Source organism: Actinomycetes bacterium (assembly GCA_035506535.1).
Classification (GTDB): domain Bacteria; phylum Actinomycetota; class Actinomycetes; order DATJPE01; family DATJPE01; genus DATJPE01.
The window spans coordinates 38,721-65,181 of sequence record DATJPE010000033.1; the positions used below are offsets into that span (position 1 = coordinate 38,721).

Annotated in this window: 26 protein-coding genes; 9 read left to right on the forward strand and 17 right to left on the reverse strand. The window is 71.8% G+C overall.

Going from position 1 to position 26,461, the window contains the following annotated elements; translation table 11 throughout:
- Positions 1-13 precede the first annotated feature (13 nt).
- From VMI11_05405 to VMI11_05420, 4 genes are all read right to left on the reverse strand, one after another.
- A complete protein-coding gene (locus VMI11_05405) occupies positions 14-700 on the reverse strand; it encodes a hypothetical protein (GenBank protein HTY71845.1) in 687 nt (228 codons plus the stop codon).
- Between the two features lie 115 nt (positions 701-815).
- Entirely contained in the window at positions 816-1,658 is an 843-nt protein-coding gene (locus tag VMI11_05410; protein HTY71846.1) for an ABC transporter ATP-binding protein, read from the reverse strand.
- A complete protein-coding gene (locus VMI11_05415) occupies positions 1,658-2,752 on the reverse strand; it encodes an iron ABC transporter permease (protein ID HTY71847.1) in 1,095 nt (364 codons plus the stop codon). Before VMI11_05415 ends, VMI11_05410 begins: the two co-directional genes overlap by 1 nt.
- A gap of 13 nt (positions 2,753-2,765) precedes the next feature.
- A complete protein-coding gene (locus tag VMI11_05420; GenBank protein ID HTY71848.1) occupies positions 2,766-3,803 on the reverse strand; it encodes an ABC transporter substrate-binding protein in 1,038 nt (345 codons plus the stop codon).
- 208 nt (positions 3,804-4,011) lie between these two features.
- Between VMI11_05420 and VMI11_05425 the strand changes: the two genes are divergently transcribed.
- Both VMI11_05425 and VMI11_05430 read left to right on the forward strand, forming a co-directional pair.
- Entirely contained in the window at positions 4,012-5,658 is a 1,647-nt protein-coding gene (locus VMI11_05425; GenBank protein HTY71849.1) for a copper resistance protein CopC, read from the forward strand.
- Positions 5,659-5,669: 11 nt separating this feature from the next.
- Positions 5,670-6,422, forward strand: coding sequence for a YcnI family protein (locus VMI11_05430; protein HTY71850.1), 753 nt, complete (start codon positions 5,670-5,672; stop codon positions 6,420-6,422).
- 4 nt (positions 6,423-6,426) lie between these two features.
- On the opposite strand, the gene VMI11_05435 is transcribed toward VMI11_05430, so the two are convergent.
- Positions 6,427-6,672, reverse strand: a complete 246-nt coding sequence (locus VMI11_05435; GenBank protein HTY71851.1) for a heavy metal-associated domain-containing protein — start codon at positions 6,670-6,672, stop codon at positions 6,427-6,429.
- 20 nt (positions 6,673-6,692) lie between these two features.
- Entirely contained in the window at positions 6,693-7,385 is a 693-nt protein-coding gene (locus VMI11_05440) for a DUF5134 domain-containing protein (GenBank protein ID HTY71852.1), read from the reverse strand.
- Between the two features lie 207 nt (positions 7,386-7,592).
- Here VMI11_05440 and VMI11_05445 point away from each other — a divergent pair, with 207 nt between their 5' ends.
- A complete protein-coding gene (locus tag VMI11_05445) occupies positions 7,593-9,236 on the forward strand; it encodes an aminotransferase class V-fold PLP-dependent enzyme (protein HTY71853.1) in 1,644 nt (547 codons plus the stop codon).
- Between the two features lie 29 nt (positions 9,237-9,265).
- Here VMI11_05445 and VMI11_05450 read toward each other — a convergent pair whose 3' ends face one another.
- The 8 genes from VMI11_05450 to VMI11_05485 form a co-directional block, all read right to left on the reverse strand.
- Positions 9,266-10,987, reverse strand: a complete 1,722-nt coding sequence (locus VMI11_05450; GenBank protein ID HTY71854.1) for a glycosyl hydrolase family 18 protein — start codon at positions 10,985-10,987, stop codon at positions 9,266-9,268.
- A 107-nt stretch (positions 10,988-11,094) separates the two neighbouring features.
- Positions 11,095-11,844, reverse strand: a complete 750-nt coding sequence (locus VMI11_05455; protein HTY71855.1) for an amino acid ABC transporter ATP-binding protein — start codon at positions 11,842-11,844, stop codon at positions 11,095-11,097.
- Entirely contained in the window at positions 11,841-12,695 is an 855-nt protein-coding gene (locus VMI11_05460; protein ID HTY71856.1) for an amino acid ABC transporter permease, read from the reverse strand. Before VMI11_05460 ends, VMI11_05455 begins: the two co-directional genes overlap by 4 nt.
- Positions 12,692-13,639, reverse strand: a complete 948-nt coding sequence (locus tag VMI11_05465) for a transporter substrate-binding domain-containing protein (GenBank protein ID HTY71857.1) — start codon at positions 13,637-13,639, stop codon at positions 12,692-12,694. Before VMI11_05465 ends, VMI11_05460 begins: the two co-directional genes overlap by 4 nt.
- A 126-nt stretch (positions 13,640-13,765) precedes the next feature.
- Positions 13,766-14,698 carry a transporter substrate-binding domain-containing protein gene (locus VMI11_05470; protein ID HTY71858.1) on the reverse strand — a complete coding sequence of 311 codons (933 nt, stop codon included), beginning with the start codon at positions 14,696-14,698 and terminating at the stop codon, positions 13,766-13,768.
- Positions 14,695-16,089 carry an MFS transporter gene (locus VMI11_05475; protein HTY71859.1) on the reverse strand — a complete coding sequence of 465 codons (1,395 nt, stop codon included), beginning with the start codon at positions 16,087-16,089 and terminating at the stop codon, positions 14,695-14,697. The genes VMI11_05470 and VMI11_05475 overlap by 4 nt, the downstream gene beginning before the upstream one ends.
- Positions 16,086-16,397 carry a DUF3039 domain-containing protein gene (locus tag VMI11_05480; protein ID HTY71860.1) on the reverse strand — a complete coding sequence of 104 codons (312 nt, stop codon included), beginning with the start codon at positions 16,395-16,397 and terminating at the stop codon, positions 16,086-16,088. Before VMI11_05480 ends, VMI11_05475 begins: the two co-directional genes overlap by 4 nt.
- 33 nt (positions 16,398-16,430) lie before the next feature.
- Complete coding sequence (locus tag VMI11_05485; protein ID HTY71861.1) at positions 16,431-17,000, reverse strand: YqgE/AlgH family protein; 570 nt, start codon at positions 16,998-17,000, stop codon at positions 16,431-16,433.
- 62 nt (positions 17,001-17,062) lie between these two features.
- Here VMI11_05485 and VMI11_05490 point away from each other — a divergent pair, with 62 nt between their 5' ends.
- Positions 17,063-17,737 carry a type 1 glutamine amidotransferase gene (locus tag VMI11_05490; protein ID HTY71862.1) on the forward strand — a complete coding sequence of 225 codons (675 nt, stop codon included), beginning with the start codon at positions 17,063-17,065 and terminating at the stop codon, positions 17,735-17,737.
- Here the strand turns inward: VMI11_05490 and VMI11_05495 are convergent.
- Positions 17,727-19,538, reverse strand: a complete 1,812-nt coding sequence (locus tag VMI11_05495; protein HTY71863.1) for a phosphoenolpyruvate carboxykinase (GTP) — start codon at positions 19,536-19,538, stop codon at positions 17,727-17,729. The genes VMI11_05490 and VMI11_05495 overlap by 11 nt on opposite strands.
- A gap of 199 nt (positions 19,539-19,737) precedes the next feature.
- On the opposite strand from VMI11_05495, the gene VMI11_05500 reads away from it, so the two are divergent.
- A complete protein-coding gene (locus VMI11_05500) occupies positions 19,738-20,496 on the forward strand; it encodes a L,D-transpeptidase family protein (protein HTY71864.1) in 759 nt (252 codons plus the stop codon).
- Between the two features lie 66 nt (positions 20,497-20,562).
- Here VMI11_05500 and VMI11_05505 read toward each other — a convergent pair whose 3' ends face one another.
- Positions 20,563-20,766: a cold-shock protein gene (locus VMI11_05505; GenBank protein ID HTY71865.1), complete on the reverse strand. Its 204-nt coding sequence runs from the start codon at positions 20,764-20,766 to the stop codon at positions 20,563-20,565.
- Positions 20,767-21,040: 274 nt separating this feature from the next.
- On the opposite strand from VMI11_05505, the gene VMI11_05510 reads away from it, so the two are divergent.
- Together VMI11_05510 and VMI11_05515 are read left to right on the forward strand one after the other, a co-directional pair.
- On the forward strand, positions 21,041-22,114 hold the full coding sequence (locus tag VMI11_05510; GenBank protein HTY71866.1) for a M15 family metallopeptidase: 1,074 nt from the start codon (positions 21,041-21,043) through the stop codon (positions 22,112-22,114).
- Between the two features lie 4 nt (positions 22,115-22,118).
- Complete coding sequence (locus VMI11_05515; protein HTY71867.1) at positions 22,119-22,961, forward strand: hypothetical protein; 843 nt, start codon at positions 22,119-22,121, stop codon at positions 22,959-22,961.
- Between the two features lies 1 nt (position 22,962).
- Here the strand turns inward: VMI11_05515 and VMI11_05520 are convergent, their stop codons facing one another.
- Positions 22,963-23,886: a DUF2510 domain-containing protein gene (locus VMI11_05520; protein HTY71868.1), complete on the reverse strand. Its 924-nt coding sequence runs from the start codon at positions 23,884-23,886 to the stop codon at positions 22,963-22,965.
- 125 nt (positions 23,887-24,011) lie between these two features.
- Here VMI11_05520 and VMI11_05525 point away from each other — a divergent pair, with 125 nt between their 5' ends.
- Complete coding sequence (locus VMI11_05525; protein HTY71869.1) at positions 24,012-25,355, forward strand: cytochrome P450; 1,344 nt, start codon at positions 24,012-24,014, stop codon at positions 25,353-25,355.
- Between the two features lie 245 nt (positions 25,356-25,600).
- Complete coding sequence (locus VMI11_05530) at positions 25,601-26,455, forward strand: hypothetical protein (GenBank protein HTY71870.1); 855 nt, start codon at positions 25,601-25,603, stop codon at positions 26,453-26,455.
- Positions 26,456-26,461 lie beyond the last annotated feature (6 nt).

Here is a 26,461-nt window from a genome sequence, read left to right on the forward strand (position 1 = left end):
GCGACGGGGAGCTTCACGGACCGGACGCGTGCGCAGCGCGGGTCACCCTCGGGCGGCCGGTGCTGTCGCGGAACTCCGCGTCTGCCATGGCAGCCAGCCAGTCGGTGACGGCGCCCACCTGGCTGGATGCCCTGACCACCACCGGACACCCGGGACAGGCATGAGGCGAGGGCGTGGAGTTCAGCACGCAGCACAGGCTCCGGGCCGGCACCACCACGACAGCACCGTCGTCCGGTCGGCAGTGCAGGTACCGACCCCTGACTCCAGCCCCCAGGGCGCTGGAGATCGCCGTCGACGCTTGCTGGAGCCAGTCCAGGTCGTCGCTGCGCCCCGAGGAGCGTGCGGCCCGGAACATGCCGGCGATGGCCGACTCCGCCGCGATCGTGGCGACCGCCCGTTCGTGGATGCGAGAACCTGCCGTGGTGGACGCGGCGACCGGTCGGAGCAGCCCGCCGATCCACGCGCCGACCGCCTCAGGCCCCGGAGGGTCATCCACCCGGGCGTCGCGCGCCAGCCAGAGTTCCTGGACCTCACCCACGGAGTCCACCACGAGGCCGAGTTGGTGAACTTGGACCTGGACCCAGACCCCGTCCTGGAAGAGCGGTCGTGCCAGAAGTTCGATCACCGCCCAGTTCGCGAGATGCAGCGGTGTCAGCTGCAACGACCGGCGCGACAGGTCGAGGCCCGACATGCTGGACATGATCCACTCGTAGCCCCGACCGGCCACAATGTCGCCAAGCGTGATCGTGCCTGGCCTCGCGGGACCGATGCCCACCGGCGGAACGAGTCCCTCCCACGCGGTCACGCCACTGAGGTCACCCGGCATCGGCAGGCCCTCCGCGCTCGAAGATCAGGTGGGGTCGTCCGGTCACGGGGTGCGCTACGACATGGGACCTGACCTGGAAGACGCGGTCGATCACCGAGGGGTCCAGGGCGTCCTCGGGGGCGCCGCCGGCGACGATCGCTCCCTCCGCGATGACGTAGACCCGGTCGCACCAGGCCCCGGCCAGGTTGAGGTCGTGAAAGGCGGCGATCACGGTCATGCCCAGCGAACGAACGTGGTGAAGCACATCGAGCTGGTAGCGGATGTCCAGGTGGTTGGTCGGCTCGTCCAGGATCAGCACGCGGGACTCCTGGACCAGCGCTCTGGCGATCAGGGTGCGCTGGCGCTCTCCTCCCGACAACTGGTTGAACCGACGATGCGCGAGGTGAGCGAGGCCGAGGGTGTCGAGGGCGGTGAGTACCAGCTCCCGGTCGCGCTCGCCCTCGCGCTCGAAGCCTCGCAGGTGCGGAAGCCGGCCCAGAGCGGCGACCTCGGCCGCCGTGAAGTCGAAGTCACTCGGCATGTCCTGCGCGACCGCGGCGATGCTCCGCGCGGACTCCCGGGCGGTGAGCTTCCAGATGTCCTTGTGATCCATCCAGACCGCACCCTCGCTGGGACGGAGGGCGCGGTAGCAGGACCGCAGGACCGTCGTCTTGCCGCTTCCGTTGGGACCCACCAGTCCGACCATGGCCGCCGCCGGGATGTCCAGGTCCACCCCGTGCGCGATCTCGACGTCACCGATCTCGATGTGCAGTCCCTCGATCGACAGCCTTGGGGGGCTGATGGCGCTCAAGGGAGAGGCGCGACCGTCCGCGTCGCCGACGACCCGGCTCATCACCCGTCGATGTCCTGCCGTCGCAGCAGCCAGAGGAAGAACGGGGCACCGATGATCGCGGTCAGGACGCCGACATTGATCTCGTCCGGTGCGAAGATCACCCGGCCTATCAGGTCCACGGCCATGAGGTACAGGCCCCCGAGGAGCGCCACGGCGGGCAACAACCGGGTGTGCTCGGCACCGAAGACCATGCGACCGACGTGAGGGACGACGAGGCCGACGAAGCCGATCGGGCCGACCAGCGATACCACGACCGCCACGGCCAGGGACGTGATGACGAGCAGTCTGATCCTGAGCCGGTCCGGGTCCAGGCCGACCGCGGCGGAGGTCTCATCCCCCATCGCCAACCCGTTCAGCGACCGGCTGTGGAAGCGCAAGGCGGCGGCGACGAGCGCCAGCATCACGAACGCGACCGGGATCTGGTCCCATTGCGCCGAGGCCAGGCTCCCCAGGGTCCACTCCTGCTGCGTCTCGGTGGAGTTGATGTCCGGGTTGAGCGTGCTGAAGAACTCGGTGATACCGGCGAGGGCGAAGGAGACGGCCACGCCCGCGAGCAGCAGCCGTGTGGAGCTCACCCGGCCACGGCGCCGGGCCAGCGCGAAGACGAGCCCCAAAGTGGCCACCGCGCCGAGGAAGGCCGCCACGGCCGGTGGGAAGACCCTCGACCCAGTCACGAGTGCGACGTAGAAGACGATCACGACAGCCGCCGACGCACCCGACTCGATCCCCAGGATGTACGGGTCGGCGATCGGGTTGCGTACCAGCGCCTGGACGGCCACCCCGACCAGGGCGAGCGCCCCACCGACGATGAACCCGAGCGCGACCCTCGGGGCACGGATGAGCCAGATGATGGAGTCGTCCGGCGAGGCAGTGGTCTTCGCGCCCACGATGTGATGGAAGATGATCGACCAGACCTGGCCCGCGGGGACGCGGACCTGCCCGTAGGTCATACCGAGGGTGGCGACCAGGACGGTCAGGAGGGCGACCAGCGCCATCCGGACCGCGTACCGTCGGCGCAGCCTTGCCCCCTCGTGGCGCGCGGAGTCGACGGGGAGCGCACCGGCGGCGGTCGATGCGATGGACAGAGGGGGCATCAGGCGGCGACCTCTACAGCTTGCCTTCGCTCTTGAGGCGGATGAGGCCGTCCACGAGCAGCCTCACCGCGTCGACGGCACGGGGGGAGCCGGCGGCGGCGAAGTAGGAGATGGGCACGTAGGCCTGGTTCTTGACGGCCTCGACCGTTCTAAGCTGCGGGTCCGACTGCAGGAAGTGCTCCATCTGGGAGACGGTGAATCCACTGTCGGTGACGAGCCAGAACACGTCCGGATCCGTCTTGACCACCTGTTCCCAGCTCACGTTCACGTTGGGATTCGTGTCGTACTCGCGGAAGGCGTACGTCGAGCCGGCCTCAGTGATGATCGCGTTCGCCGTCGTCACCCCGAGAGTGCCGGGAGAGGATGTCATTCCGTTCGCCTCCCCGATCCGGTAGCTCCCCAGCCCCGCTCTCTTGGCCAGCGCGTGATCCTGAGCCAGCTGCGCCTGGAGGCTTGCGATCAACGCAGCCGCCCTGGCCTGGACGTTGAAGATGACGCCGAGGTTGCGGATGTCGGAGTAGAGCTGGTTGAAGTCGTACAGCGGCCGGGAGCTGTACTGACCGCAGTCCGACAGCGTCTCGTAGCTGGCGACTCCCAACGCGTTCCAACGCTGCGGCGTGGCTGGGCCGATGCCCTTGGTGAAGGCGCTCGGGAAGTCCGAGACGACGATGTCCGGGCGCAACGCCACGATCGACTCCAGCGAGGGGTAGGCGTCCCCATAGCTCAGCCCGCTCAGGGTGGCGACGACCTGGGCGTCCCGGGACCACTCCTGCTCGGGCGTCTCGAACTTCGTGACCGCCACGATCCTGCTCGTCAGGCCGAGGGCGACCAGCGTGTCGGTGGCGCTGTCGTCGAGAGTGACGATCCGCTGCGGCGCCGACTGGTAGGTCTGAGTACCGTTGCAGTCTCGCACGGTCACCGGATAGCGAGTCTGGCTCGAGGGAACGGGCGCCCTCGTCGCCTCCGTGACGCCCACGCTGGACGACTCGTCAGCCCTGCCGGCACCGCAGCCCGCGGACAGCACGGCCAGTCCGATGACGACGGCTGCCATCCGGATTCCTGGCAGGAGGCGACGGCGAAGGTGCCGATGGCGCCCGACAGACCCCTTCCCCTCCAGCGTCAGCACGGCTGCTCCTCACATTCGGTTGGGGTCGAGGCATGGGGCCGATCTTCTACATGATGTAGAGGAGACTACCTTCTACATCGTGTAGAGCGCTGGCGCCCGCCGCGTCCCACGTCCACCTCGACGAGGAGTCCCCATGCCGGATGCGCTGCGCGTGAGCCGCATCCTCATGGCGTCGACGGCTCTCGCTGCCGCCTCGCTGGTCCAGGTCGCGGTCGCGGCTCCGGCGAGTGCACACGCGACCGTCGTGTCCAGCTCCCCCGCCGACGGGGCACGGCTGGCCCGCTCCCCCGCCGACGTCTCGATCACCTTCGACGAGCCGGTCAGCCTCGGGTCGACCACCTACCTGCGAGTGGTGAACAGCTCGGGCAGGCGCGTCGACTCCTCAGTGGCGTCCCATCCCGGTGGTCAAGGCCGCGTCGTCGCGGTCACCCTCCGTCCCGACCTTCCGCCAGACGTGTACGTCGCGAGCTGGCGGGTCATCTCCGCCGACTCGCACCCGGTCGCCGGGACCATCCGCTTCGCGGTCGGTGACGCAGTTCTGACGCCACTCACGACCTCCGTCCAGGTTGTGGACCGGGTGACGAGCACGGCGATGGCGGTCGCCAGGTTCACCGGCTTCGCCGGGTTGACCCTTCTCGGCGGGCTGTGGGTGGTGCTCGTGAGCTGGCCGGCAGGTCGCCGCGACCGACGGGCGCGTCTGCTCCTCTGGACCGGCTGGGGACTCGCGCTGGGGGGCACGGTGGGTGCGTTCCTGATGCAGGGTCCCTATGTTGCGGGCTCCGGGGTGGCCACGCTCGTGCGCCCTGACGTCCTCAGCTCCACCTTCCACACAGACTACGGTCAGCTGGCCCTCGCTCGCGTGGGCTCACTCGTGGTCCTCGCGCTGGTGATGGACGCCGTGCTGAGAGGAGCGCCGACCGCCGACCGTTACCCGGCCGCCGTGCTGAGTGCGTGTGCACTCGCCGTCGCCCTGACCTACTCGGGCGCCGGACATCCCCGTACGACCCCGCCCTCGTGGATGTCAGTCGCCCTCGACTCGGCTCACCTCCTGTCGGTGTGCGCATGGCTCGGCGGTCTGGCCATGCTCGTGGTGGCGGTCCTCCCGAGACGGTCCCCCGAACTGGTGACCGTGGTCCTGCCTGCCGTCTCGAACGTGGCGACGGTCGCCGTCGTGGTGATCGCGGTGTCCGGCGCCTATGCAGCCTTCCGCGGGGTCGGCACGCTGCAGGCGCTGACGTCCACCTATGCCCTTCTCGTCGCGGGCAAGGTCCTGCTCTTCGGCGGGCTCCTGGGCATCGGGGCGTGCAGCCGAGCCTGTGTCCGCCGCCTGGCGGCGACGAGCCGCCGCCCCGACCGCCTCCGTCACCTGGTGACGGCCGAGCTCAGCGTCGCCACAGTGGTGCTCGCCCTCACCTCGGTTCTCGTCGCGCAGCCCCGCGGCCCGGAGGCCGTGGCCACCGAACAGTCCCGGCCGGTCTCCGCGCAGGCAACTCTCGGGCCCGGTCGCTCGGTACGGGTGATAGTCGAACCCGGACGGCACGGCGTGGTCGCCGTGTTCGTCACGGTGACGGGCGAAGTTGCGCGCCGGATCACGGTCGATGCGTCGCTGCCGCGTCAGGAGCTCGGCCCGATCCCTGTCCCGCTCGTGCCCGACGGCCCACACCGGTACTCAGCCAGCGGTGTCCTGCTGCCCCATGCCGGCGTCTGGCGATTCACGGTGGTTGTCGGCACCTCGGAGTTCGACGCCACGACCACAGCGGTATCGATCCACCTGCACTGAAGGGAACCTGCATGATCCACATCACGCCACGACGTGCTGCTCTCGTCGCCACGATCACGGCCGCGATCGTCGTGCTGCCGGCCGTGGCAGCTTCCGCCCATGTCACGGTCAGCGCGCCCGGAGCGACCCAGGGGGGAACCGACCAGGAGATCACGTTCCGGGTACCGGTGGAGAAGGACGTGGACACCGTGGGGCTCAAGGTCGCCCTTCCGACGGATACACCGATCGCCGACATCCTCGTGGAGCCCGTCCCCGGCTGGACTCACACGGAGAAGACCATCACCTTGAAGACTCCCATCGTCACTGACGACGGCAACATCACCGAGGCCGTCTCCGAGGTGGACTGGGCAGCCACGCCCGGACACGGCCTGACGCCAGGCGAGTTCGGCGCGTTCACGGTGATCGCCGGCCTGCTGCCGAAGACCCCGACGTTGACCTTCAAGGCGATCCAGGTCTACGCCGACGGGTCGCAGGTCGACTGGACACAGACTGAAGCTCCGGGGAGCACGGCAGAGCTGGACAACCCGGCTCCCGTGCTGGCCCTCGCCCCCGCGGCCACGACCAGTGGCTCGACGACGTCCTCCGCGAGCCCGCTGGCATCCGAAGCGGCGTCTTCCGAGGCCTCGACCGGAGCGGCTTCCTCCGGCGGCAGCGGGTCCTCCAGCACGTCGACGTGGGCACTGGTGCTCAGCGTTCTCGCCCTGGTCGCAGCGCTCGCCGCACTGGGGGTGGTGGCCGCCAGGACCCGGGCACGGCGAGCGTGAACCGCTAGGAGCGGATCGGGGCCGCCAGGGCGTAGCCCGCCTCGGCGACCGCCTTGGTGAGCTCCTCGTCGGAGAGGGTGCGACGAGCCCGCACCGTGGCCCGCGAGGGCCGGTCGGCGTCCCCGAGCTCGATGTCGACGGACTCGACCGATCCGATCGCGCCCAACTCCTCTCGCACCGCCGACACGCAGTGCGAGCACGTCATCCCCGCCACGAGAAGCTCGTAGCGGTTGGCTGCGACGTCGCTCATCCGGCTCCTCATCCTCGGGATCACATGCCGCTCATGCCGTGCATGGACATACTGGCCATCCCGAACTGCATGGCCAGGATCATGTAGCCCATGCCCAGGCTCATCAGCGACAGGGTCGCGCGCACGACTCGGCTGTCCAGGCGCTCATGATGGCCCTGGCTGACGGCCGGCTCAGTCCGCGCGACCAGCGCCGGCCCGGCCGCCCCCACGGCCACGACCGGGCGCGCGGGCAGAGCTGCCCCGGCCTCCGGCTCGGGCCAACCGACTCCCGCCCGCTCGGCGGCGTGGGCGAGCGGGCCGGCGGCCCAGGCGATCGCCTCGATCGCGAACCAGGCGGCCAGGACGGTCGACAGCACGGCGTCGCCGTGCTGGGGAATGGCGAACATGTAGGCCATGGCGAGCAGGTCGACCGCGGTGAGCGGCCAGACCACCGTGCTACGTCGGTGCCGGCGTGCGTCACCGACGACGAGGACCAAGACGCCACACGCGGCGGCGAGGTAGACCACCTCCGGCAGTGCGGGGCCGACGACCATGGCGCCACCGGGCCAGAACATGTCGATCATGCCAAGGGCCATGAGCACGTGGGTCGCGTGCCACAGGCGCCGTCGCCCGGCCATCCCCACGCTGTGTCGCAGGTGGACGGCGAGCACCCAGGTGTAAGCAGCGGTCCACAGGAGCGCGGACCACGTGGGGATCCACGAGCTCGCGCTCATCAGTCCCTCCAGATCGCCTCGGCCCGGGTGGGCCGTCCGAGCATAGCGAAGGCTCAACGGGCGGTTGCGCTCACGGGAGCGGCCCACCGAAGGCAACGCGTCGGACGTACCCTCAGACCCGTGGAGATCCCCGAGCGGGACCCCGGCCTGCCGGAGCCGCCGCTGCTGCGCCGCATCCGCGAGTCGGTCATCGGGGACGACGAGCTCATGCAGACCCCGTACGGCGCTCGGCGGGTGACCTACGCGGACTACACCGCCAGCGGGCGCGGCCTGTCCTTCGTGGAGGACTTCGTCCGGCACGAGGTCCTGCCGCGCTACGCCAACACGCACACCGAGTCCAGCGGCACCGGGCTGCAGACCACCCGGCTGCGCGAGGACGCTCGGCGGATCATCCACGACGCGGTCAACGGCGACGACGACACGGTCGTGCTCTTCGCCGGGTCCGGGAGCACCGGGGCGATCGACAAGCTGATCGGCATCCTCAACCTGCGGCTCCCGGCCGACCTCGACGCGCGCTGGCAGCTGTCGTCGCACATCCCGCGCGAGCAACGGCCCGTCGTCCTCATCGGGCCGTTCGAGCACCACAGCAACGAGCTGCCGTGGCGGGAGTCGATCGCCGACGTCGTGGTGATCCCCGAGGATGTCGACGGGCACATCGACAAGGCACGCCTGGAGGATGCGCTGCGCGCGTACGCCCACCGGCCCCTGCGCATCGGCAGCTTCAGCGCCGCGAGCAACGTCACAGGGATCGTCAGCGACGCCCACGCGATCTCGGCCCTGCTGCACGAGCACGGCGCGCTCGCGTTCTGGGACTACGCGGCGGCCGGCCCGTACGTCGACATCGAGGTCAACCCGCGCTGCGAGGCGCACCCCCTCGCCTACAAGGACGCCGTCTTCCTCTCACCGCACAAGTTCATCGGCGGTCCGGGCACGCCGGGGGTCCTCGTCGTCCGTCGCGAGCTGTTGACGAACTCGGTGCCCGACGTCGTGGGTGGCGGCACCGTCGCCTACGTGAACCCGGCCGAGCACGTCTACCTGAGCGATCCGGTGCACCGCGAGGAGGGCGGCACGCCCGCCATCATCGACTCGATCCGTGCCGGCCTCGTCTTCCAGCTCAAGGAAGCCGTCGGGGTCGAGGTGATCCGCGCCCACGAGGAGGACATGCTGCGCCGCGCGGTCGAGGCGTGGCACACCCATCCCTGCATCGAGGTGCTCGGCAACCTCGAGGCCGAGCGCCTGTCCATCGTGTCCTTCGTCGTCCGCCGTCCCGGCGGTCGCTATCTGCACCACAACCTCGTCGTGGCCATCCTCAACGACGTCTTCGGGATCCAGTCGCGCGGCGGGTGCTCGTGCGCAGGGCCGTACGGCCACCGGCTGCTCGGCATCGACCTCGAACGCAGCCACGAGTTCGAGCGCGCGATCACCGCCGGCTGCGAGGGCATCAAGCCCGGCTGGGTGCGCGTGAGCTTCAACTACTTCGTCAGCGAGGCGGTCTTCCACTACGTGGTCGAAGCGGTGGCCCTCGTCGCCGACGAGGGCTGGCGGCTCATGCCCGACTACCGCTTCGACGCGGTGTCGGGTCGCTGGCGGCATCGCGACGGAGCGGTCGAACCGCCCCTGCGGCTGCACCAGGTGAGCTACTCCGCTGACGGCGCCATGACCTACCCGCACACCCATGCCGTTGCCGACGAGTCGGTGCTCGAGCAGCACCTCGCCGACGCCAGGGCCCTGTTCGCCTCGCGAGCCGGGGACGTCGTCACGGCCGGCGCGGACGAGCTCCTCGAGCGGCTCGGGCCGGACGTCGAGGCCTTGCGCTGGTTCGAGCTCCCCTCGGTCTGCCTCGAGCCCTAGATGCCAGGGTCGTCGCGCGAGCGAGCGGATCAGGTGGCGTGCAGGAGCAGGCGTGCGGAGTATCCGTTCGAGCGGTAGCCGTCGGAGTGGACCACGACACGGTAGGCGTACCAGGTGGCCCGGGGCGGGGTCACCCGGAAGGCGAAGCGACCCTCGCTCGAGGTGTGCGTGCTCGCCACGGTGACCCAGGCCCCGCCCTGGCGGACCTGGCGGTCGACGAGCAGTCCCGCCTCGGTCGGGGCGACGCGTCCCCGCAGCGACACCGGGTGGCCGTGGCGGACCGAGCCGGCGCTGAGCGCCGCCGTGACGGCAAGCCTGACGGTGGAGGAGTTCGGGGCGCTGCTTCCCGGGTAGTACCACCACGACCCGGACACGAGCAGCCGGTAGGAGCCGTTGGCACGGGGCAGCCGACTGACGGACAGCGTCCCGGTGGCCGACGTGCGGCCGGTCGCCACCTTCTGCCAGCTCTGCCCGGGCCGTGACCACTGCAGCGTCCACGGCAGGTCGGCGACCGGTGTCCCGCCGGGGCTGCGGACCTTGCCCGAGACGATGATCCGGCGCCCGTACGTGGTGTCCCCCGCGTACAGCGAGACGACGGGCGTCCGCTTGGCGACCGACCGGGCGTAGGTGCGCAGCTGGGTGAACTGCCCAGCACCCTCGTACCCGAGGGCCCACAGCGCCACGCCGGCGAGGTGGTAGCGCGCGACGAGCTCGGTCCGGTCGAGGACCGCGTGGGCGTCGTCGTAGACGACCTTGCGGGTGACCGTGCACGCGGCGGCGCTGCCGTCCGCGGCGTGACCGGCATAGACCTTGCGGTAAGTGAACGAGCGCTCGGCGGTCGAGGCGTCCCAGTGCTTCGTGGCGCCGTACTGGGTCGCCAGCGCCTCTGCCTGGCGCGTGGTCGGCGCCGTTGTGAACGGCATGTTGTCCGTCGGGCACCCGGCCGTCGAGGAGACCACCCAGTTGCGGCCGTACGCCGGGACACCCAGCTGGATGCGGCCGGCGGGGACCTGGGTCACGGCGTAGGCCACGATCTGGCGCACCCACGAGATCGGGGCGATCGGCCCGGGCGAGGAGACCGAGTAGTCGTAGGCCATGATGCGCAGCCGGTCGACGTAGGGCGCGATGTCGTGCCAGTCATAGACCCAGAACCCGCTGGTGTCGCTACGGGCGCTGTCGTAGATGGGCGGGGTGGTGACCGCGAGGGTGCGGCCGGCTCGATGCAACGCGAGAGAGAGCTGGCGGACGAACTGCACCCAGGCAGGGCGCGTAGTCGCCCAGGTCGAGCGGCCGTCGTGGAAGGCGAAGCTCTCGTAGTCCAGGTCGATGCCGTCGTAGTCGCCGCGCTCGGCGAGAGCGACGAGGGCGTGGACCTGGTTGGCCCGAAGCGTGCTCGAGCGCAGGATCGAGGCCATCTTGCCCTTGGGGGTGCCATCGGCGACCGTGGCGTAGACCCGCAGGTGCGCGGCGTGCGCCTGGGCCACGATGGCCGCCCGCTGGGCATCGGGCACGCGGTCGGAGATGACGGTGCTGCTGAGGGCGGAGTGCCAGAACCCGCCGACGTCGCTCATCAGGTCCGCGTTGGCCTGCATGCTCGCCACGGCATCGGCCGTGCCCCAGTAGGGCAACCAGCCGCTGACGATCCGGCGGGGCTGCGCCTGCGCCTGCGCGGGAGCGCTGAGGGAGGAGAGGCCGACCCCGACGAGAACCGCGGCGATGCCCACCGCCAGCGCGCTCTTCAGCGAAGCCACTTCATCTCCTCCAGTGCTGGCCGGGCGACCTGTCCGGCCACCTTCCACTGTGACCGCCCTACCCAAGGACAGCCACATCGAAGCCTGAGAGTCTCTCAGGCCGAGCGTCAGAGGTGACCGAACTCACTCACCCTGCGCAGGAACGCCTGGGTACGTGGCTGCGCCGGCGCGGCGAAGAACTGCGCCGGAGGGCCCTGCTCGCACACGACCCCGCCGTCGAGGAAGACGACCTCGCTCGCCACCTCGCGGGCGAAGCCCATCTCGTGGGTGGCAAGCACCATCGTCATCCCCGAGCGGGCCAGGTCCCGGATGACCTCCAGCACCTCACCGACCAGCTCCGGGTCGAGCGCGGAGGTCACCTCGTCGAGCAGCAGCAGGTCGGGCTCCATGGCGAGGGCCCGCACGATCGCGACGCGCTGCTGCTGGCCGCCGGAGAGCCGGTCCGGGTAGTCGTCGGCCTTGTCGGCCAGCCCGAACCGGGACAGCAACTCCCTCGCCTGAGCCTGCACCTGCTTCGAGGGGCGCCGGGCCACCTTGCGCGGGGCCAGGCAGACGTTCTCCAGAACGGACAGGTGTGGGAAGAGGTTGTACGCCTGGAACACGATCCCGACCCGCCGGCGGACCGCGTCGAGGTCGACGTCGTAGTCCGTCACGTCGATGTCGTCGACCCGGATGCTGCCCGCGTCCACCGGCTCCAGGCCGTTGATGCAGCGTAGGAGGGTCGACTTCCCGGAGCCGGAGGCACCGATGAGGCAGACGACGCCCCCGCGCTCGACGTCGAGGGAGACCCCGCGCAGGACGGCCGTCGTGCCGAACGCCTTGTGCACGGAGTCGACGTGCAGCAGCGGCTCGCTCATCGCACCCCGATGGTCTGGCGCTCCCGCTCCCGCGCGAGCAGCCGGTCGGTGACCCGGGCCAGCGGGATCGTGATCGCGATGAACAGAAGAGCGGCGGCGACGAGGGGGGTGGAGTTGAAGTCGGAGCTCTCATAGATCTGGGCGGCCCGCAGCGCCTCGATCGGCCCCAGCACCGCGACGAGAGCAGTGTCCTTCTGCAGCGAGACGAAGTCGTTGAGCAGCGGCGGCAGCACCCGGCGGACCGCCTGGGGGAGGACCACGTGACGCATCGTCTGGAACGAGCTGAGGCCGAGCGAGCGGGCCGCCGCGCGCTGGCTCGGGTGCACCGACTCGATCCCGGCTCGGTAGACCTCGGAGACGTAGGCGCTGTAGGAGACGACGAGCGCGACGGTTCCCCAGACGGTCACCGAGGAGGTGAGGCCCTGGATCTGCAGCGCCGGGATGCCGAACCCGAAGAGGAACACCAGCAGCAGGGTGGGCACCCCTCGGAAGACGTCCACGAACAGGGCTGCGAGCAGCCGGAACGGCAGGAACACCGGCGCCCGGAGCCCGCGCAGCAGGGCGATGCCGAGGGCCACGACGAGGATGAGCACCTCCGCGACGCAGAAAAGCTTCACGTTGAGCAAGAAGCCGCGCAGCACGCTGGGGAAGGACGCCTTGAACTCCGAGGGCGAGAAGAACTGCTCCTTCACGGCGGGCCAGCCGGGGGCGGAGGTGACACCCCAGACGATGAGCGCCAGCGCCACCACGGTGGACAGCGACGCGATCCCGGCGTCGCGTCGAGCCCGCCGCCGCAGGTGGTCCTGGCGCTCCGGGTCGACGTACGGCAGGTCGGCCGCGGCCGGGGTCACGAGAAGGTGACGACCCCGGCCCCGGCGCCGAGCCACTTGTCGGTGATCTGCTGCAGCTCACCGCTCGACTTGATCGCCGCGACGGCCTGGTTCACACAGGTGAGGATCGGGCTGCCCTTCTGCATGAGGAGGCCGAACTGCTCGCCCTTGGCCGGCGCCGGGAACTGGCCGACGATGATCCCGTTGTCCAGCTCGGCACCGGTGATGTAGAAGGCGGTGGGCAGGTCCACGACGATCGCGTCGACCTGCCCGTTCTTCAGCGCCTTGGTCGCGGCGTCGGTGTCGTTGAAGACACTGGGCTGCTGCGTGGGCTTCACGATGTCTTGGATCGTCTGCAGGCTGGTCGTGCCGACCTGGACGCCGAACTTGAGCTTCTTCAGCCCCTCGATCGTCGTGACGCCGTCGGCCTTGCCGCCCTTGAGCGCGATGACCGCCTGGTTGACGTTGTAGTAGCCGTCGCTGAAGTCCACGACCTTGGCCCGCTGCGGGGTGATCGAGATCTCGTTGATGTCGAAGTCGAAGCGCTTCGGCCCGGGCTGGTAGGAGCTGTTGAAGGGAACGACGACCCACTTGACCTGGTTCGTGGCGTAGCCGAGCTGCTTGGCCACCGCGTAGGCGACGGCCGACTCGAAGCCCTTGCCGTTGGCCGGGTTGTTGTTCTCGAAGTACGGGGGGTAGGCCGGCTTGTCGGTGCCGACGGTCAGCACACCGCTGGTCCTGGTCTTCAAGGTGTCAGGGCTGCAGGACGACGACGCCGACCCGGCCGCCGACGTGGACGTGGCGGGCGTGGACCCGGACGAGCCGGTCGAGGCTGCCGCGGATGTCCCCTGGGAGGTCGCACCCGACGACCCCGCGCTGCTGGCGGTGGAGCAGCCCGCCAGGCCGAGACAGGCCACGGCCAGCAGGCCGAGAGGGACACGAAGCGCACGTCGATTCGGATTCACGACCGGACACGATAACCGCCACATGTCACATCGTGGTCGAGGGCGCCCTCCCCCGTGGGTCAGGACGCCCTCTTCCCTCGTTGACGCAGCCGGGACCGATCAGGTTCCGTCGGGTTCGGTGCCGGGTCAGGAGAAGGCGGCGAGCCCGGCGCCGCGGCCGAGCCAGCGCTGGGTGATCGCCGCGAGGCGCCCGGAGGTGGCGAGGGCGTCGAGGGCCTGGTCCACGCAGGCCAGGATCGGGCTGTCGCGCTCGAGCGTCATGCCCCACTGGGTGCCGGTCTCGGGTGTCGGGAACGACCCGGTCACGACCAGGCCGGACCCTGCGCTCGCCAGGGCGAAGGCGGTCGGGAGATCGACGACGACCGCGTCCACCCGCCCGGCCTGAAGCGCCCGCTCGGCGGCCGCGACACTCGGGTAGGCACGTGGCGCGCGGCTGGGGCGCACGTCACGGCGGATGGTGGCCATCCCGGCGGAGGCGGCGCGAGCGCCGAGCCGCAGCGTGCGCAGCCCGGCCGTGGTGCGGACCGCCGCGGCAGGACCGCCGGTTCGCGCCAGCACGCTCTGGTTGACGAGGTAGTAGGCGTGGCTGAAGTCGACGCTGCGCGCCGCGGCCACCGTGATGGGCAGCTGGCCGATGCCGATGTCGAACGGCTGCGACGCGCTGGACGTCAGGTCGGAGGCGGCCACGGTGTCCCACACGACGTCGGTGTCATGGAAGCCGAGCTGGTGCGCGAGGGCGTACGCGAGCGCCGACTCGAAGCCCTTGCCGTTTCCTGGGTTGTTGTCCTCGAAGTACGGCGGCTCGGCCGGGGTCGACGTCGCGAAGGTGAGCTCGTGCTCCACCTTGGTCGTGAGGCTGTCCGGGGAGCACGACAGCGCGGACGACACGCCCGGCGCGCTCGAGGAGGGCAACTCGGACTGCCCCTGCGTCTGGTCGGCCTCCGCGCTGCCGGCAATGGCGCCGCTGGGCGCCTCGCACCCGGCCAGCGCGACCGCGCCGACCACCACTGCCACCAGGCACGCCGCGAGGGCGCGGCGGCGGTTCCCCGGCGTCGTCACGGGCGCAGACGATAGCGAGCGCGCACCAACGGCTCCTCGGCGACCACGGCGGTCGGTGGCCGCATCCGGCCCGCGACCAGCGCCGTCACCGCGGCCAGGACGGCCATCGAGCACAGGATCAGCGCGAAGGTAGTGGTCGGGTACGAGTCGCGACCAACCGCGTAGATCGCGGAGCCGAGCGCGATGGTCAGCGTGGCGGCGAGGGTGTCGCAGAGCTGCATCCCCGCCGAGACGAAGCCGCGGTCGCCCGGCGCGGCCAGCCGCAGCGACGCCACCGAGACCGAGGCCATGCCCAAGCCCATGCCGAGGCCGGCGAGCACCCAGCCCACGCTGGCCACGAGGACCGGGACGCCGCCCCGGAGCGTGGTCGCCACCGCGAGGATGCCCGCGACCAGCAGGATGGCTCCGGAACGGACCAGCGCCTCGCGCGGCAGCAGCATGGTGGGCCGGCCCTGGATCCAGGCACCGGTCGACCAGCCGAGCGACCCGACGGTGAGGGTCACCCCGGCCACCGTCGGGGTCAGCCCGCGCTGGGTGACCAGCAGGAGCGGCACGAACGTGCCGGCGCCGAAGAACGGACCGGACAGCCCCCCACGCATGAGCACGGTCGTCGGCAGGCCGCGCCGAAGGCGAAGGGCCCCTCCCGGCAGCAGCCGGGGCAGGGCGAGCAGCAGCAGAGCGACCCCGGTGACCAGCAGCGGCACCGACCAGGCGTCGACCCGGGTCCCGGCCACCTGGAGCGCCGCGGCGCCCGCCGCGACCGCGAGCGCGAGCCTGGTACGTCCGGCCCGGCGCCGGCCCCGCCCGGGCGGCTCCAGGTGGGCCAGCCGCGGCAGGATGAGCAGGGTCGCCGGGACGCCGAGGAAGGGCACCAGCAGGAACACCAGCCGCCACGACAGATGCTCGGTCAGCACGCCGGCGATGGAGGGGCCCACGAGGGCGGGCAGGATCCAGGCGGCGGAAAGGACGCTGAACATCCGTGGCCGTACGTCCTCGGGATAGGCGGACCCGACGACGACGTACACCGCCACGACGACCCCGCCGGCGCCCAGCCCCTGCAGCATGCGGCCCAGCACGAATCCGGGCATGCTCACCGCGGTGCCGGCGACCACGAGGCCCACGGTGAAGACCGCCATCCCGCCGACGAGCGGGATCCGCGGGCCGCGGGAGTCGCATGTCTCTCCGGCGACGACGGTGGCGAACAGCGAGGCGACGAGGAAGCCGGAGAAGGCCCAGCCGTAGGCCCCCAGCCCGCCCAGGTCGCTCACCGCCACCGGCATCGCTGTGGCCACGGCCATCGCCTCGAAGGCGACCGCCGTCACGACGCCGGCGATGCCGAGGGTGAGGCCCCTTCGCCGCGGCCCGAGGACGCCCTGGGCCGCGGCGCTCACTCCTCGCCGGACCCTTCGTCGCCCGGCGGGAGCGACTCGAAGATCTCCTTGCAGGTGGGGCAGACGGGATAGCGGTTGGGGTCCCGGCTCGGCACCCACACCTTGCCGCAGAGCGCGACGATCGGCGTTCCCGTCACCATCGCCTCGACGATCTTGTCCCTGGGCGCGTAGTGAGCGAACCGGTCGTGGTCCCCCTCGTCGGTCGGGACGAGCCGGCGATCCTCCTCGAGGATGGTCCCGGCGCCGCCACCCACCGGCTCGGCCGCCGGGCCCTCGGTCGAAGCCAGCGGCGTGCGCGTCTCGGACATGCCTGGAGTGTAGGCGCGGCGCCGGCTTCGCACTCAGTTCATCTCGGGGTCGTCGGGGAAGGTGGCCATGAGGGCCAGGTCCCCGCCCTGACGGCGCAGGACCAGGCGCCACAGCTGGTCGGGGTCGTCGGTGAACGCGTCCCCCGGCAGGGCGTCGACGACGTACCACGAGCCCTCGGCCACCTCGTCCTCGAGCTGTCCCGCCCCCCACCCGGAGTAGCCCGCGTAGACCCGCACCGCCGCGAGCTCGGCTCGGACCAGGGCCGGGTCCTGGTCGAGGTCGACGAGCCCGAGGCCGCGCGCGCTCACCGGACGAAAGCCGGTCGGCTCGCTGACACCGGGCTCGGGGCAGGCCAGCGCGAGCGCGGAGTCGACGGCGACCGGCCCGCCGTACCAGAGCACGGGAGAACCGACGAAGCCGTCCCAGGGGCCGAGGACCTCGGCGAGCGGGACCTCGGTGGGCCGGTTGAGGACGACGCCGACCGCCCCGTCCTCGCCGTGCTCGAGGAGCAGCACGACGGTGCGCCGGAAGTGCGGGTCGTCGAGCAGTGGCGTCGCCACCAGGAGGTGGCCCGCCAGCTCCGAGGATGCGGTGCCGTCCATCGCTCCGAGGCTCTCGCGTCGGCGGGAGGCTCAGCAAGCATCCGTCCGTCTAGGCTCCGGGCGTGGACGTGCTGGTGATCGGAAACCGGGAGGACCCCGAACGCGGGTACGTCGGCGACGCGCTCGCCGACCGCGGCGCGACCTTCCGTGAGGTGTGGCGCGGGGACCTGATGACCGAGGACCTGCCCGCGGGCACTCCGGACGTGGTGCTGGTCCTGGGCTCGGAGTGGCACGTGTACGACCCCGAGGTGCGGCCCGCGGTCGAGCGCGAGATCCGCTTCCTGCGCCAGGCGGCCGCCCAGGAGGTCCCGGTGCTCGGGATCTGCTTCGGCGCGCAGGTGCTGGCCCGCGCGTTCGGGGGTGACGTGCGCCACGACCCCGGGGGCGGGGAGGTGGGCTGGTACACGGTCGACTCCGACGACCCGGCGCTGCCCGAGGGGCCGTACGTCCAATGGCACAGCGACGTCTTCAGCGTGCCGCCGGGCGCGGTGGAGCTGGCGCGCTCCCCCGTGGGGCCGCAGGCCTTCGCCCTCGGCTCGGCCTTCGCGGTGCAGTTCCACCCTGAGGTGACCCCGCAGATCCTGCACCGCTGGGCGGTCGGCGGGCACGCCACCATCTCGCGCTGGGGACTCGACCGGGAGCGCCTGCTCGCCGAGGCGGACGAGCGCGCCGAGGCCTCCCGCGGGCACGCCGAGGCGCTCGTGGAGGCGTTCCTCGCCGGGGAGTTCAGGCGCTGAGGCGCTTCCGCAACTGGTCGAGCTGCTCGCTGAGCTCGGCGGGCAGGTGGTCACCGAAGCGCTGGAAGTACTCCTCGGTGAGCCCGGCCTCGGTGAGCCAGTGCTCACGGTCGATCTCGAAGAGCGCCTCGACGTCCGCCGGCGGGATGTCCAGTCCCTCCAGGTGGAGCTCGCCGGCCGCGGGCATCCGGCCGATCGGGGTGTCGACGGCGGCCGCATGACCCGAGGTCCGGCGCACCACCCAGTCGAGGACCCGGCTGTTCTCGCCGAATCCGGGCCACAGGTAGTGCCCGTCCGCGCCCTTGCGGAACCAGTTCACCTGGTAGATGCGCGGCAGCTTCTCAGCCGAGGTCTCGCGACCCACCGCCAGCCAGTGCGCCCAGTAGTCGGCCATGTTGTACCCGCAGAAGGGCAGCATCGCGAACGGGTCGCGACGCAGCTCGCCCACCGCGCCGTCGGCGGCCGCAGTGGTCTCCGAGGAGACGGTGGCGCCCAGGAACACCCCGTGCTCCCAGTCGAAGGACTCGACGACGAGCGGGACGTTGGTCGCCCGGCGCCCGCCGAAGAGGATCGCGTCGATCGGGACGCCAGCGGGGTCCTCCCAGTTGTCCGCGATGGACGGGCACTGCGACGCGGGAGCGGTGAACCGGGCGTTCGGGTGCGCCGCGACGGTCCCCGACTCCGGCGTCCAGTCCGCGCCCTTCCAGTCGATGAGGTGCGCCGGCGGCTGCTCGGTCAACCCCTCCCACCACACGTCGCCGTCGTCGGTGAGGGCGACGTTGGTGTAGATGACGTTCCCGGTGAGGGTGTTGATCGCGTTCGCGTTGGTCTTCAGGCTGGTGCCGGGGGCGACCCCGAAGAAGCCCGCCTCCGGGTTGATGGCGTGCAGGCGCCCGTCCTCGGCGTAGCGCATCCAGGCGATGTCATCGCCGACGGTCTCGACGGTCCAGCCGGGCAGCGTCGGTTCGAGCATCGCGAGGTTGGTCTTGCCGCACTGAGAGGGGAAGGCGGCGGCCACGTGTCGGACATCACCGGTGGGTGAGGTGAGCTTGAGGATCAGCATGTGCTCGGCGAGCCAGCCCTCGTCGCGCGCCATGACGGAGGCGATACGCAGGGCGAAGCACTTCTTGCCGAGCAGCGCATTGCCGCCGTAGCCCGAGCCGTAGGACCAGATCTCGCGGGTCTCGGGGAAGTGCACGATGTACTTGGTCTCGTTGCACGGCCACGCGACGTCGGCCTCCCCCTGGTGCAGCGGCTTGCCGACCGAGTGCACCGCCGGGACGAAGCTGCCCTGCTCGTCGATCAGGTCGAGGGCGGCCTTGCCCATGCGAGTCATGATCCGCATGCTCACGACGACGTACGGGCTGTCGGTGATCTCCACGCCGAGCTGGCTGATGGGTGAGCCGAGGGGACCCATGGAGAAGGGGACGACGTACATCGTCCGGCCGCGCATCGAGCCGCGGAAGAGGCCGTGGAGCGTCTCGCGCATCTCGGCGGGGTCGCGCCAGTTGTTCGTCGGGCCGGCGTCCTCCTCCTCGAGGGAGCAGATGAACGTGCGGTCCTCGACGCGGGCGACATCGCTGGGGTTGGAGCGGGCCAGGAAGGAGTTCGGGTGCTTCGCCGGGTTCAGCGGGATGAACGTGCCGGAGGCGACGAGCTCACGCGTGAGCCGGTCCCACTCCTCCGCGGACCCGTCGCACCAGACGACCCGGTCCGGCTCCGTCAGGGCGGCGACCTGGCCGACCCAGGTGCGCAGCGCGGTGTTGGCGGTGGGCGCGTCCTCGAGCCCCGTCACTGTCATGGCATCTCCCTCGATGAGGCGGCGGGCCCTCGTCGCCGCGCGCCTAGTGACAGGGTGCCCTCCCGAGGCGTCCAAGGCCACCGCCGAAGGTCCTTCGTGACCAACTGCACAGGGCGCCTACAGCCCCCGCGCGGCGATGACGACACCCAGACCGAGCCCGATGCAGGATCGAGTCGAGACGTCGCCACCGGGAGGACCCGTGACCGCGATCACAGCTCGCCGTGCCATCGGCCTCGCGGCCTGCTCGGTGCTGGCTGCCGGCCTGCTCGGCGCGCCGACCGCGCTGGCCGCCGCGAGCCCCCCCGCCTGCGACCAGACCCTGCCCACCCGGCTGACCCACCTCGGGGACTCCACCCAGGTGGTCGTCGCCACGGCCGCGGGGTGGGGCTCCACCGCGGGGACGGTGCAGGTCTTCGAGAAGCGAAGCGGCACCCCCGGCACCGGCTGGTGCCTGGTGCTGGGGCCGTACCGGTCCCGCTACGGGTGGGCCGGGCTCGTGCCCGGCACGAAGCGGCGCAAGGACACCGGGACCACCCCGGCCGGGACGTACGCGCTGCCCAAGGCGTTCGGGCTGGACCCGAACCCGGGGACGGCTCTGCCGTACATCCACTCGGACGGCAACGACTACTGGGCGCTGGACCCGAAGTACCCGTGGACGTTCAACACCTACCGCTTCAACGGCGTCCACGGCTTCCGAGCCTCCCAGGCCGAGCACATCGCGCACTTCAGCGTGCAGTACCGCTACGCGGCGGTGATCGGCTTCAACCTGCCCTCCCCGGGCCACCGGGCCAACCGGGTGCGCGGGGGCGCGATCTTCCTGCACGTCAACGGCTCGGGGGCCACGGCCGGCTGCGTCTCGGTCTACCAGTCGGCGATGGTGGCGATCCTGCGCCGTCTGGACCCTGCCCGCCACCCCATGATCGTGATCTCACCCATGTCGTGGCTGGCGAGCGCCTGAGCTGGCCGGCCCGAGACGCGACGAGGCCCCGGTGCCGGAGCACCGGGGCCTCGTCGTGCGGCTTCGTCAGATCGCGCGGACGGCGTCCGCCTGCGGGCCCTTCTGGCCCTGCGTCACCTCGAACTCGACGCGCTGCCCCTCGTCGAGGCTGCGGTAGCCGTCGGATGCGATGGCGGAGTAGTGGACGAACACGTCGGGTCCGCCGCCGTCCTGGGCGATGAAGCCGTAGCCCTTCTCAGCGTTGAACCACTTGACGGTGCCCTGAGCCATGGAGATCTCCTTCTGGGGTCGACGCCGGGACCTCGTCCCTCGTCGTCGTCCACCGCACTTTGCGGTGCACGCGGCTGCCTTGCGCCGTCCCACATCCGGACCTCGGGTCGTGCACACGAAACCCCCCGTTCACGTCCCGGGGCGCTCGTGCCGTACTGCGAACTGCTCAAGCAACCGGGCCGAAGGTACCACGCGGCCCCTCACCGCACGTAGCCACGAACCGGTCAGGTCACGGCGCGGTTGGGCCGACGCAATCCGGGGAAGGAGGTGTCCGATGAGAGCTCCGACACTGGTGGCCGCCGCCGCGCTCGCCGGTCTGGGCTTCGGCGCCGCCCTGGGCGTCGGCCTGGCCGCGGCCGCCGATGGCGGCTCTGCGTCTCCGAACGCGCCCGGCCCGCCCGCCGCCACCACCGGCCAGGCGTCCACCGAAGCCTCCAGCAGCCCGACCCCCTCCTCGGCCACGTCGGCGTCGCCCAGTGCCGGCTCCGGGTGGTCGGTCACGCTCAGGGCGCCCGGCGTGGACGTCCTCCAACCGATCGCCCTCAGCGGCACCGTGCAGGCGGCCCCCGGCGATCCGGCCCGGCCGACGTACGCCGTCCTCGAGCGCTGGGTCTCGCCGTCCTGGACCCCCGTGCACCAGGTCCCCCTCACCTGGACGGGGAGCGCCGCCACCCTCGCGACGACCTACGCCCGGACCGCCAGCCCGGGCACGTACGCGCTCCGCCTCGCCGTGACGACCACGCCCGGCGTCACCGTGCTCGGCAGCGTGACGGTGCCGGTACGGGCGGCCATCGACATCAGCGTCTCCGGGCCGTTGACCCGTGCCGACCTGCCCTTCACCTATCGCGCCGGCTGCCCGGTGCCGCCCTCGAGGCTGCGCCGGGTCGACATGAACTTCTGGTCCTTCCAGCCGGGCATCGTCGCCCGTGGCAGCCTCATCGTGAAGGACTCGCTCGTGCCGGACGTCCGGCGCGCGTTCACCCGGATCTTCGCGGCGCACTTCCCGATCCACAAGATGTTCCCCGCCGACCGCTACGGCGGGAAGGACGTCCGGGCGATGGCGGCCGACGACACCTCGGCCTTCAACTGCCGGACCGTGACCGGGAACCCCTACCGCATCTCCCAGCACAGCTACGGCAACGCGATCGACATCAACACCTGGGAGAACCCCTACGTCACGCCGTCGCACGTCTACCCCTCGCGCCACTTCTTGCGACGCAGTCCCTACCGGATGGGCATGATCGTCAAGCACGGCCCCGTGCAGCGCGCGTTCACGGCGCTGGGCTGGCTGTGGGGAGCGCGCTGGAGCCACCCGGACTACCAGCACTTCTCGTCGAACGGAGGCTGAGCCCGTGGCGGGTACGGACGGCGCCAGCCGCCCGGCGGTGCTCGTGGCCGGCATCGCCTTCGTCGTCGCGGCCGTCGTCGGCGCCATCGCCGCGCTGGCGCTGTCCTCGGGCCCGAGCCGCCACGTCGGAGGCGCCTCGGCAGCGGTGCCCGCCCCGTCGACCCCGAAGGCCTCGGACCGGCGGACGTCCGGGACGTCGACGTCGACCCGGTCCCCGTCGGGGACCCCGAGCCGGTCCCCGGCGAGCCTGCCCGGCCAGCCCGACCGGACCTCCGGTGGTCTCACGGCCCGCACCCTGCCCAGTGCAGGCTCCCTGGGCGTGGGATGGATCTATCGCGTCGACCGGGGCTCCGCGGAGGCGGGCTACGTCGGGAACGGCACGCCGACCCTCGCCCGGGACCCGCACGAGGTCGTGCTGACCGCGGTACCCCTCGGCTGCGAGCAGCGCTCGCAGCTGCCGGTCCCCGCCCACGTGCTGGAGACCGACTACCGGCAACGGGCCCGCGGGACCGCCGGCGTGGGGCTGCGCCTGCGCTTCAGCACCCCCGCGGCGGCCGGCCGCTTCGAGGCGCTCCGGCGCGAGGACCTCGAGGCGTGCGCCCGCCAGCCGCTGGAGCCGGGCGACGGCGGGGTCCACCTGGTGAGCGGGGTGCGGTCGAGCGGCCGGGGTACCTACGTCTCCGCGCGCACCGACGCGTCCCTGCCGGCCGGCCAGCGGACCTGGACCGAGGTCGCCGCCTGGATCGGGGGACGCGACGTGGTGCTGCTCGCGGTCAACGCCGCCCCGGGTTCCCCGGTCGCCGACGTCGCGCGGCTGTCCGAGGCGGCTGGGTCGATCCTGCGCTGAGTCAGCCCGCGAGCTGCTGCAGCACCTCCCGGAGGGTGAACGCCGCGCGCGGCGGGCGCCCGGTCCTCGCGACGGACATCCGCACCTGGGCGTTCTGCCACGAGCACACGCTGCGCACCTCACCGTCCACCCGTCCGGAGACGCAGTCGATCGGGGGGGAGCCGTGGCCCATCCCGCTGAGGCGGACCAGGCTCGTCCGCTGGGCGGGGTCGCCCATCGCGGACTCGAGGAGGGACACCAGGCGGGCCTTGAGCGCGGCGCCTGACACGGATCGAGCCTCGCCAGGCCGCAGTGCCGAGGCGATGAAGAAGAAGCGGTCGCTGCCGAGGCCGTAGAACGACGCCACCGCACGGTGCCCGCCGCGGGCAGCCTCGGTCACGACGTGCGCGGCCAGCGACCGGGAGACGGGGTCGACCGCCCACGGCACGCCGGCGAGGTCCGACGGGGTGGACCTGGGAAGGCGTACGCGAGCGGACGGGAACGGCCGCGACGGCGGCGCCGGCCGTGAGCTCGGGGCGTTCGAGCCGGCGGAGGATGCCGAGGAGTGCGTGGTGGTCCACGCGTACCAGCCGCCGACGGCGAGGAGCGCGCAGAGCGCGACCGCGACGAGCGAGCGGGTCGAGGGGCGCGGCAGGCGTGGTGTGCCCCGGCGACGCACGACCGGCCGACGGGCTGCCGCCGCCGGCGGCCGGCTGGGGGCCGGGTCGGCCACCGCGATCATCGGCTGCGGGACGGGAGGCTGCGGGACGGGAGGCTGCGGGACGGGAATGGGAGCTGGAGGCGCTGCAGCGGGGGCCGCCAGCGCGCTGGGCAGGGGCCGCGTCTGCGGGCCCCAGGCAGAGCCGTCCCACCAGCGGGCCAGGCCGGGGTCGGTGGGATCCCGGTACCAGCCAGCCCCCGGTACGACGTCCGTCGCCGCGCTCATGGCATGTCCTCGTCGGTTGCGGCGGCCCTGACGGGTCACCTCCCTGAGGATCATCGGCACGGGGCGCGCTGTCGTTGAGGGGTCCGGGGCGCCCACCGGTCCCTGGGGCGCCTAGCCTTGAGGGCATGCTCGGGGCGAGGAGCGGCCCGCACTGGATCGGGCCGGTCGAGCTGGTCTGGCGCGCGCGTGGTGCCCTGCGACGGCGCGACGGCGGGTCGGTGCTGCGCCGCATCACCAACGGCGCCACGACGGCCACCGGCCTGCGCATCCGCGGCCAGCACACCCTGATCCTCCTGGACCCCGCGCACGCCGGTGAGCTCCTGGTCGACCTGGCACCCTCGACCACGAAGGGACCCGGGCTCCAGCTGACCAGGCCGCTGCTCGGCAACGGCCTGCTGACCAGCGAGGGAGAGGAGCACCGGCGGGTACGCCGGCTCGTCGCGCCGGCCTTCTCGCCGAAGCGGCTGGCGGGCTACGTCGACACCTTCGCCGGGCGCACCGAGGCGATGCTGGAGCGCTGGTCGGACGGCGCGACCGTGGACGTCTACGACGAGATGGGCGCCCTGACGCTGGACATCGTCGGCCAGACCCTGCTCGGCCTGGACCTCAGCGCCGACACGACCGGCATCCGCTCGGCCCTGGAGGCGGGGCTGACCGCGTTCGCGCAGATCGGGTTCCCGCTGACGCCGCGACGCGGCGTCCCGGCCGACCTGACCCGGCTCGCCCCGCCCGAGCTCGACGCGGTGCACCGCGTGGTCGACGAGATCATCGAGACCCGGCGCGGCTCGACCCTCGGCGACCGTGGGGACGTGGTCTCCGCGCTGCTCGCCGCCGCCGCTGAACCCCGCGGGCTCACGCCGCAGGAGGTGCACGACAACGTCGTGACCCTGCTGATGGCCGGGCACGAGACGACCGCCAACGCGCTCGCGTGGACCTTCCACCTGCTGGGTCGCCACCGCGACGTGGAACGCGCCCTGCGGGCGGAGGTGGACGGCCTCGGCGGGCGGGCGGTCACGAGCGAGGACCTGCCCCGGCTCACCTACACCAGGGCCGTGGTCAGCGAGTCGATCCGCCTGTTCCCACCCGCCTGGGTCATGGGCCGTACCGTCACCAGCGACGCGCGCTTCGGCGAGTGGCGGGTCCCGGCCGGCTCGACCGTCGCGGTCAGTCCCCTGCTCATGCAGCACGACGAGCGCTGGTTCCCCGAACCGGAGCGCTTTGATCCCCAGCGGTGGCTCGACGAGCGCAAGGACACGGTGCCGCGCTACGCCTACATCCCGTTCGGAACGGGGCCGCGGTCGTGCATCGGCGAGCAGTTCGCGTGGATGGAGGCCGTCACCGTGCTCGCCACCGTCGCCGCCCGAGTCGCGTTGCGGCCGGTGACCGGCCACACGGTGACACCGCAGTTCCGGGTCACGCTCCGTCCGGGAAACGGCATGCCCATGACGGTGGTCCGGAACACCGAATGACCTGCGGTCACGGGTACGCCCGTTCGGGTGAGGTCTAGACGCACGGTAGCCGTCTCTCACCCTGGGTGATCGGGCCTCACCCCCGTGGCGTAGCGCGGCGCACGAGGTGTCAGGAGAACGGAGGATGCCCGCTCCGACACGGACTCCTATCGTGATTCTCGGACGTCTCGCTCGCCGGGACGCCCAGCCCTTGGGGGGGCGTACGCATGGGGAGGCCTGCTTCGGCAGGCACGGAGGGCTGATCGATGGACGTTGTCGACGCCGAGGCCGGCGTGGCGCCGCGTCCCGCGCGATGGCGGCGCGTCCACCGACAACGCGTCCTCGCTCTCGACGGGGTCGCTGTCGCGCTGGGAGTCCTCGCCGCCTGCGCCCTGCAGTCGGCCAGGGGTGGTTCGAGCCCAGCGCTGGCGTTCCTGGTCGGCGGTCTGTCCGCGCTGTCGTGGTGGGGGCTCACCGCGGTGCTGCGCGCATACGACCCCCGGCTGATCGGCTCCCTGCGCGAGCTCGCCGCCCCTCTGGCGGCCGGCGCGGGGGTTGCCAGCGGACTGGTCGTCGCGGTGGCGCTCGGCGTGTCTCAGGCGACCGCTCTTCTCGCGGCCGTCTCGTGCGGAACCGCGGTGGTGGCATCCCTGCTCGCGCGTGCCGCCATGCGGGTGCACCTTGCGCAGTCGCGGCTGCGTGGCCGGTCCATGAGCCGGGTGCTGGTCGCCGGGCCGGAGGAGGAGGCGCTGCGACTCGCGCGCGACCTCCGCGGCTCCCCCGCCCAGGGACTGCGCGTTGTCGCCGCCTGCCTGACCGAGGACAGCCACTTCCTGCCCTCGTCGTTGGACCAGGAGATCACCGTGGCGGGAGGCTTCACCGACGTCGTCGCGGCCGCCCGGCACTTCGCGGTCGACGTGGTCGCGCTCTTCCCCTGCGCGGAGCTCGACGCCGTCACCCTGGGTCGGATCAACCGCGGGCTCGCCGACGCCGAGGTCGAGGTCCTCCTCGTGCCGTCGAGCTCCCCACCGGAGGCACGATCGGGAGCCGGGACCGCGCGCTCCGACCCGGAGCGGACCATCGAGATGAACGCCGGGACGGGCCAGGTCGTTCTACCGTAGGCACCC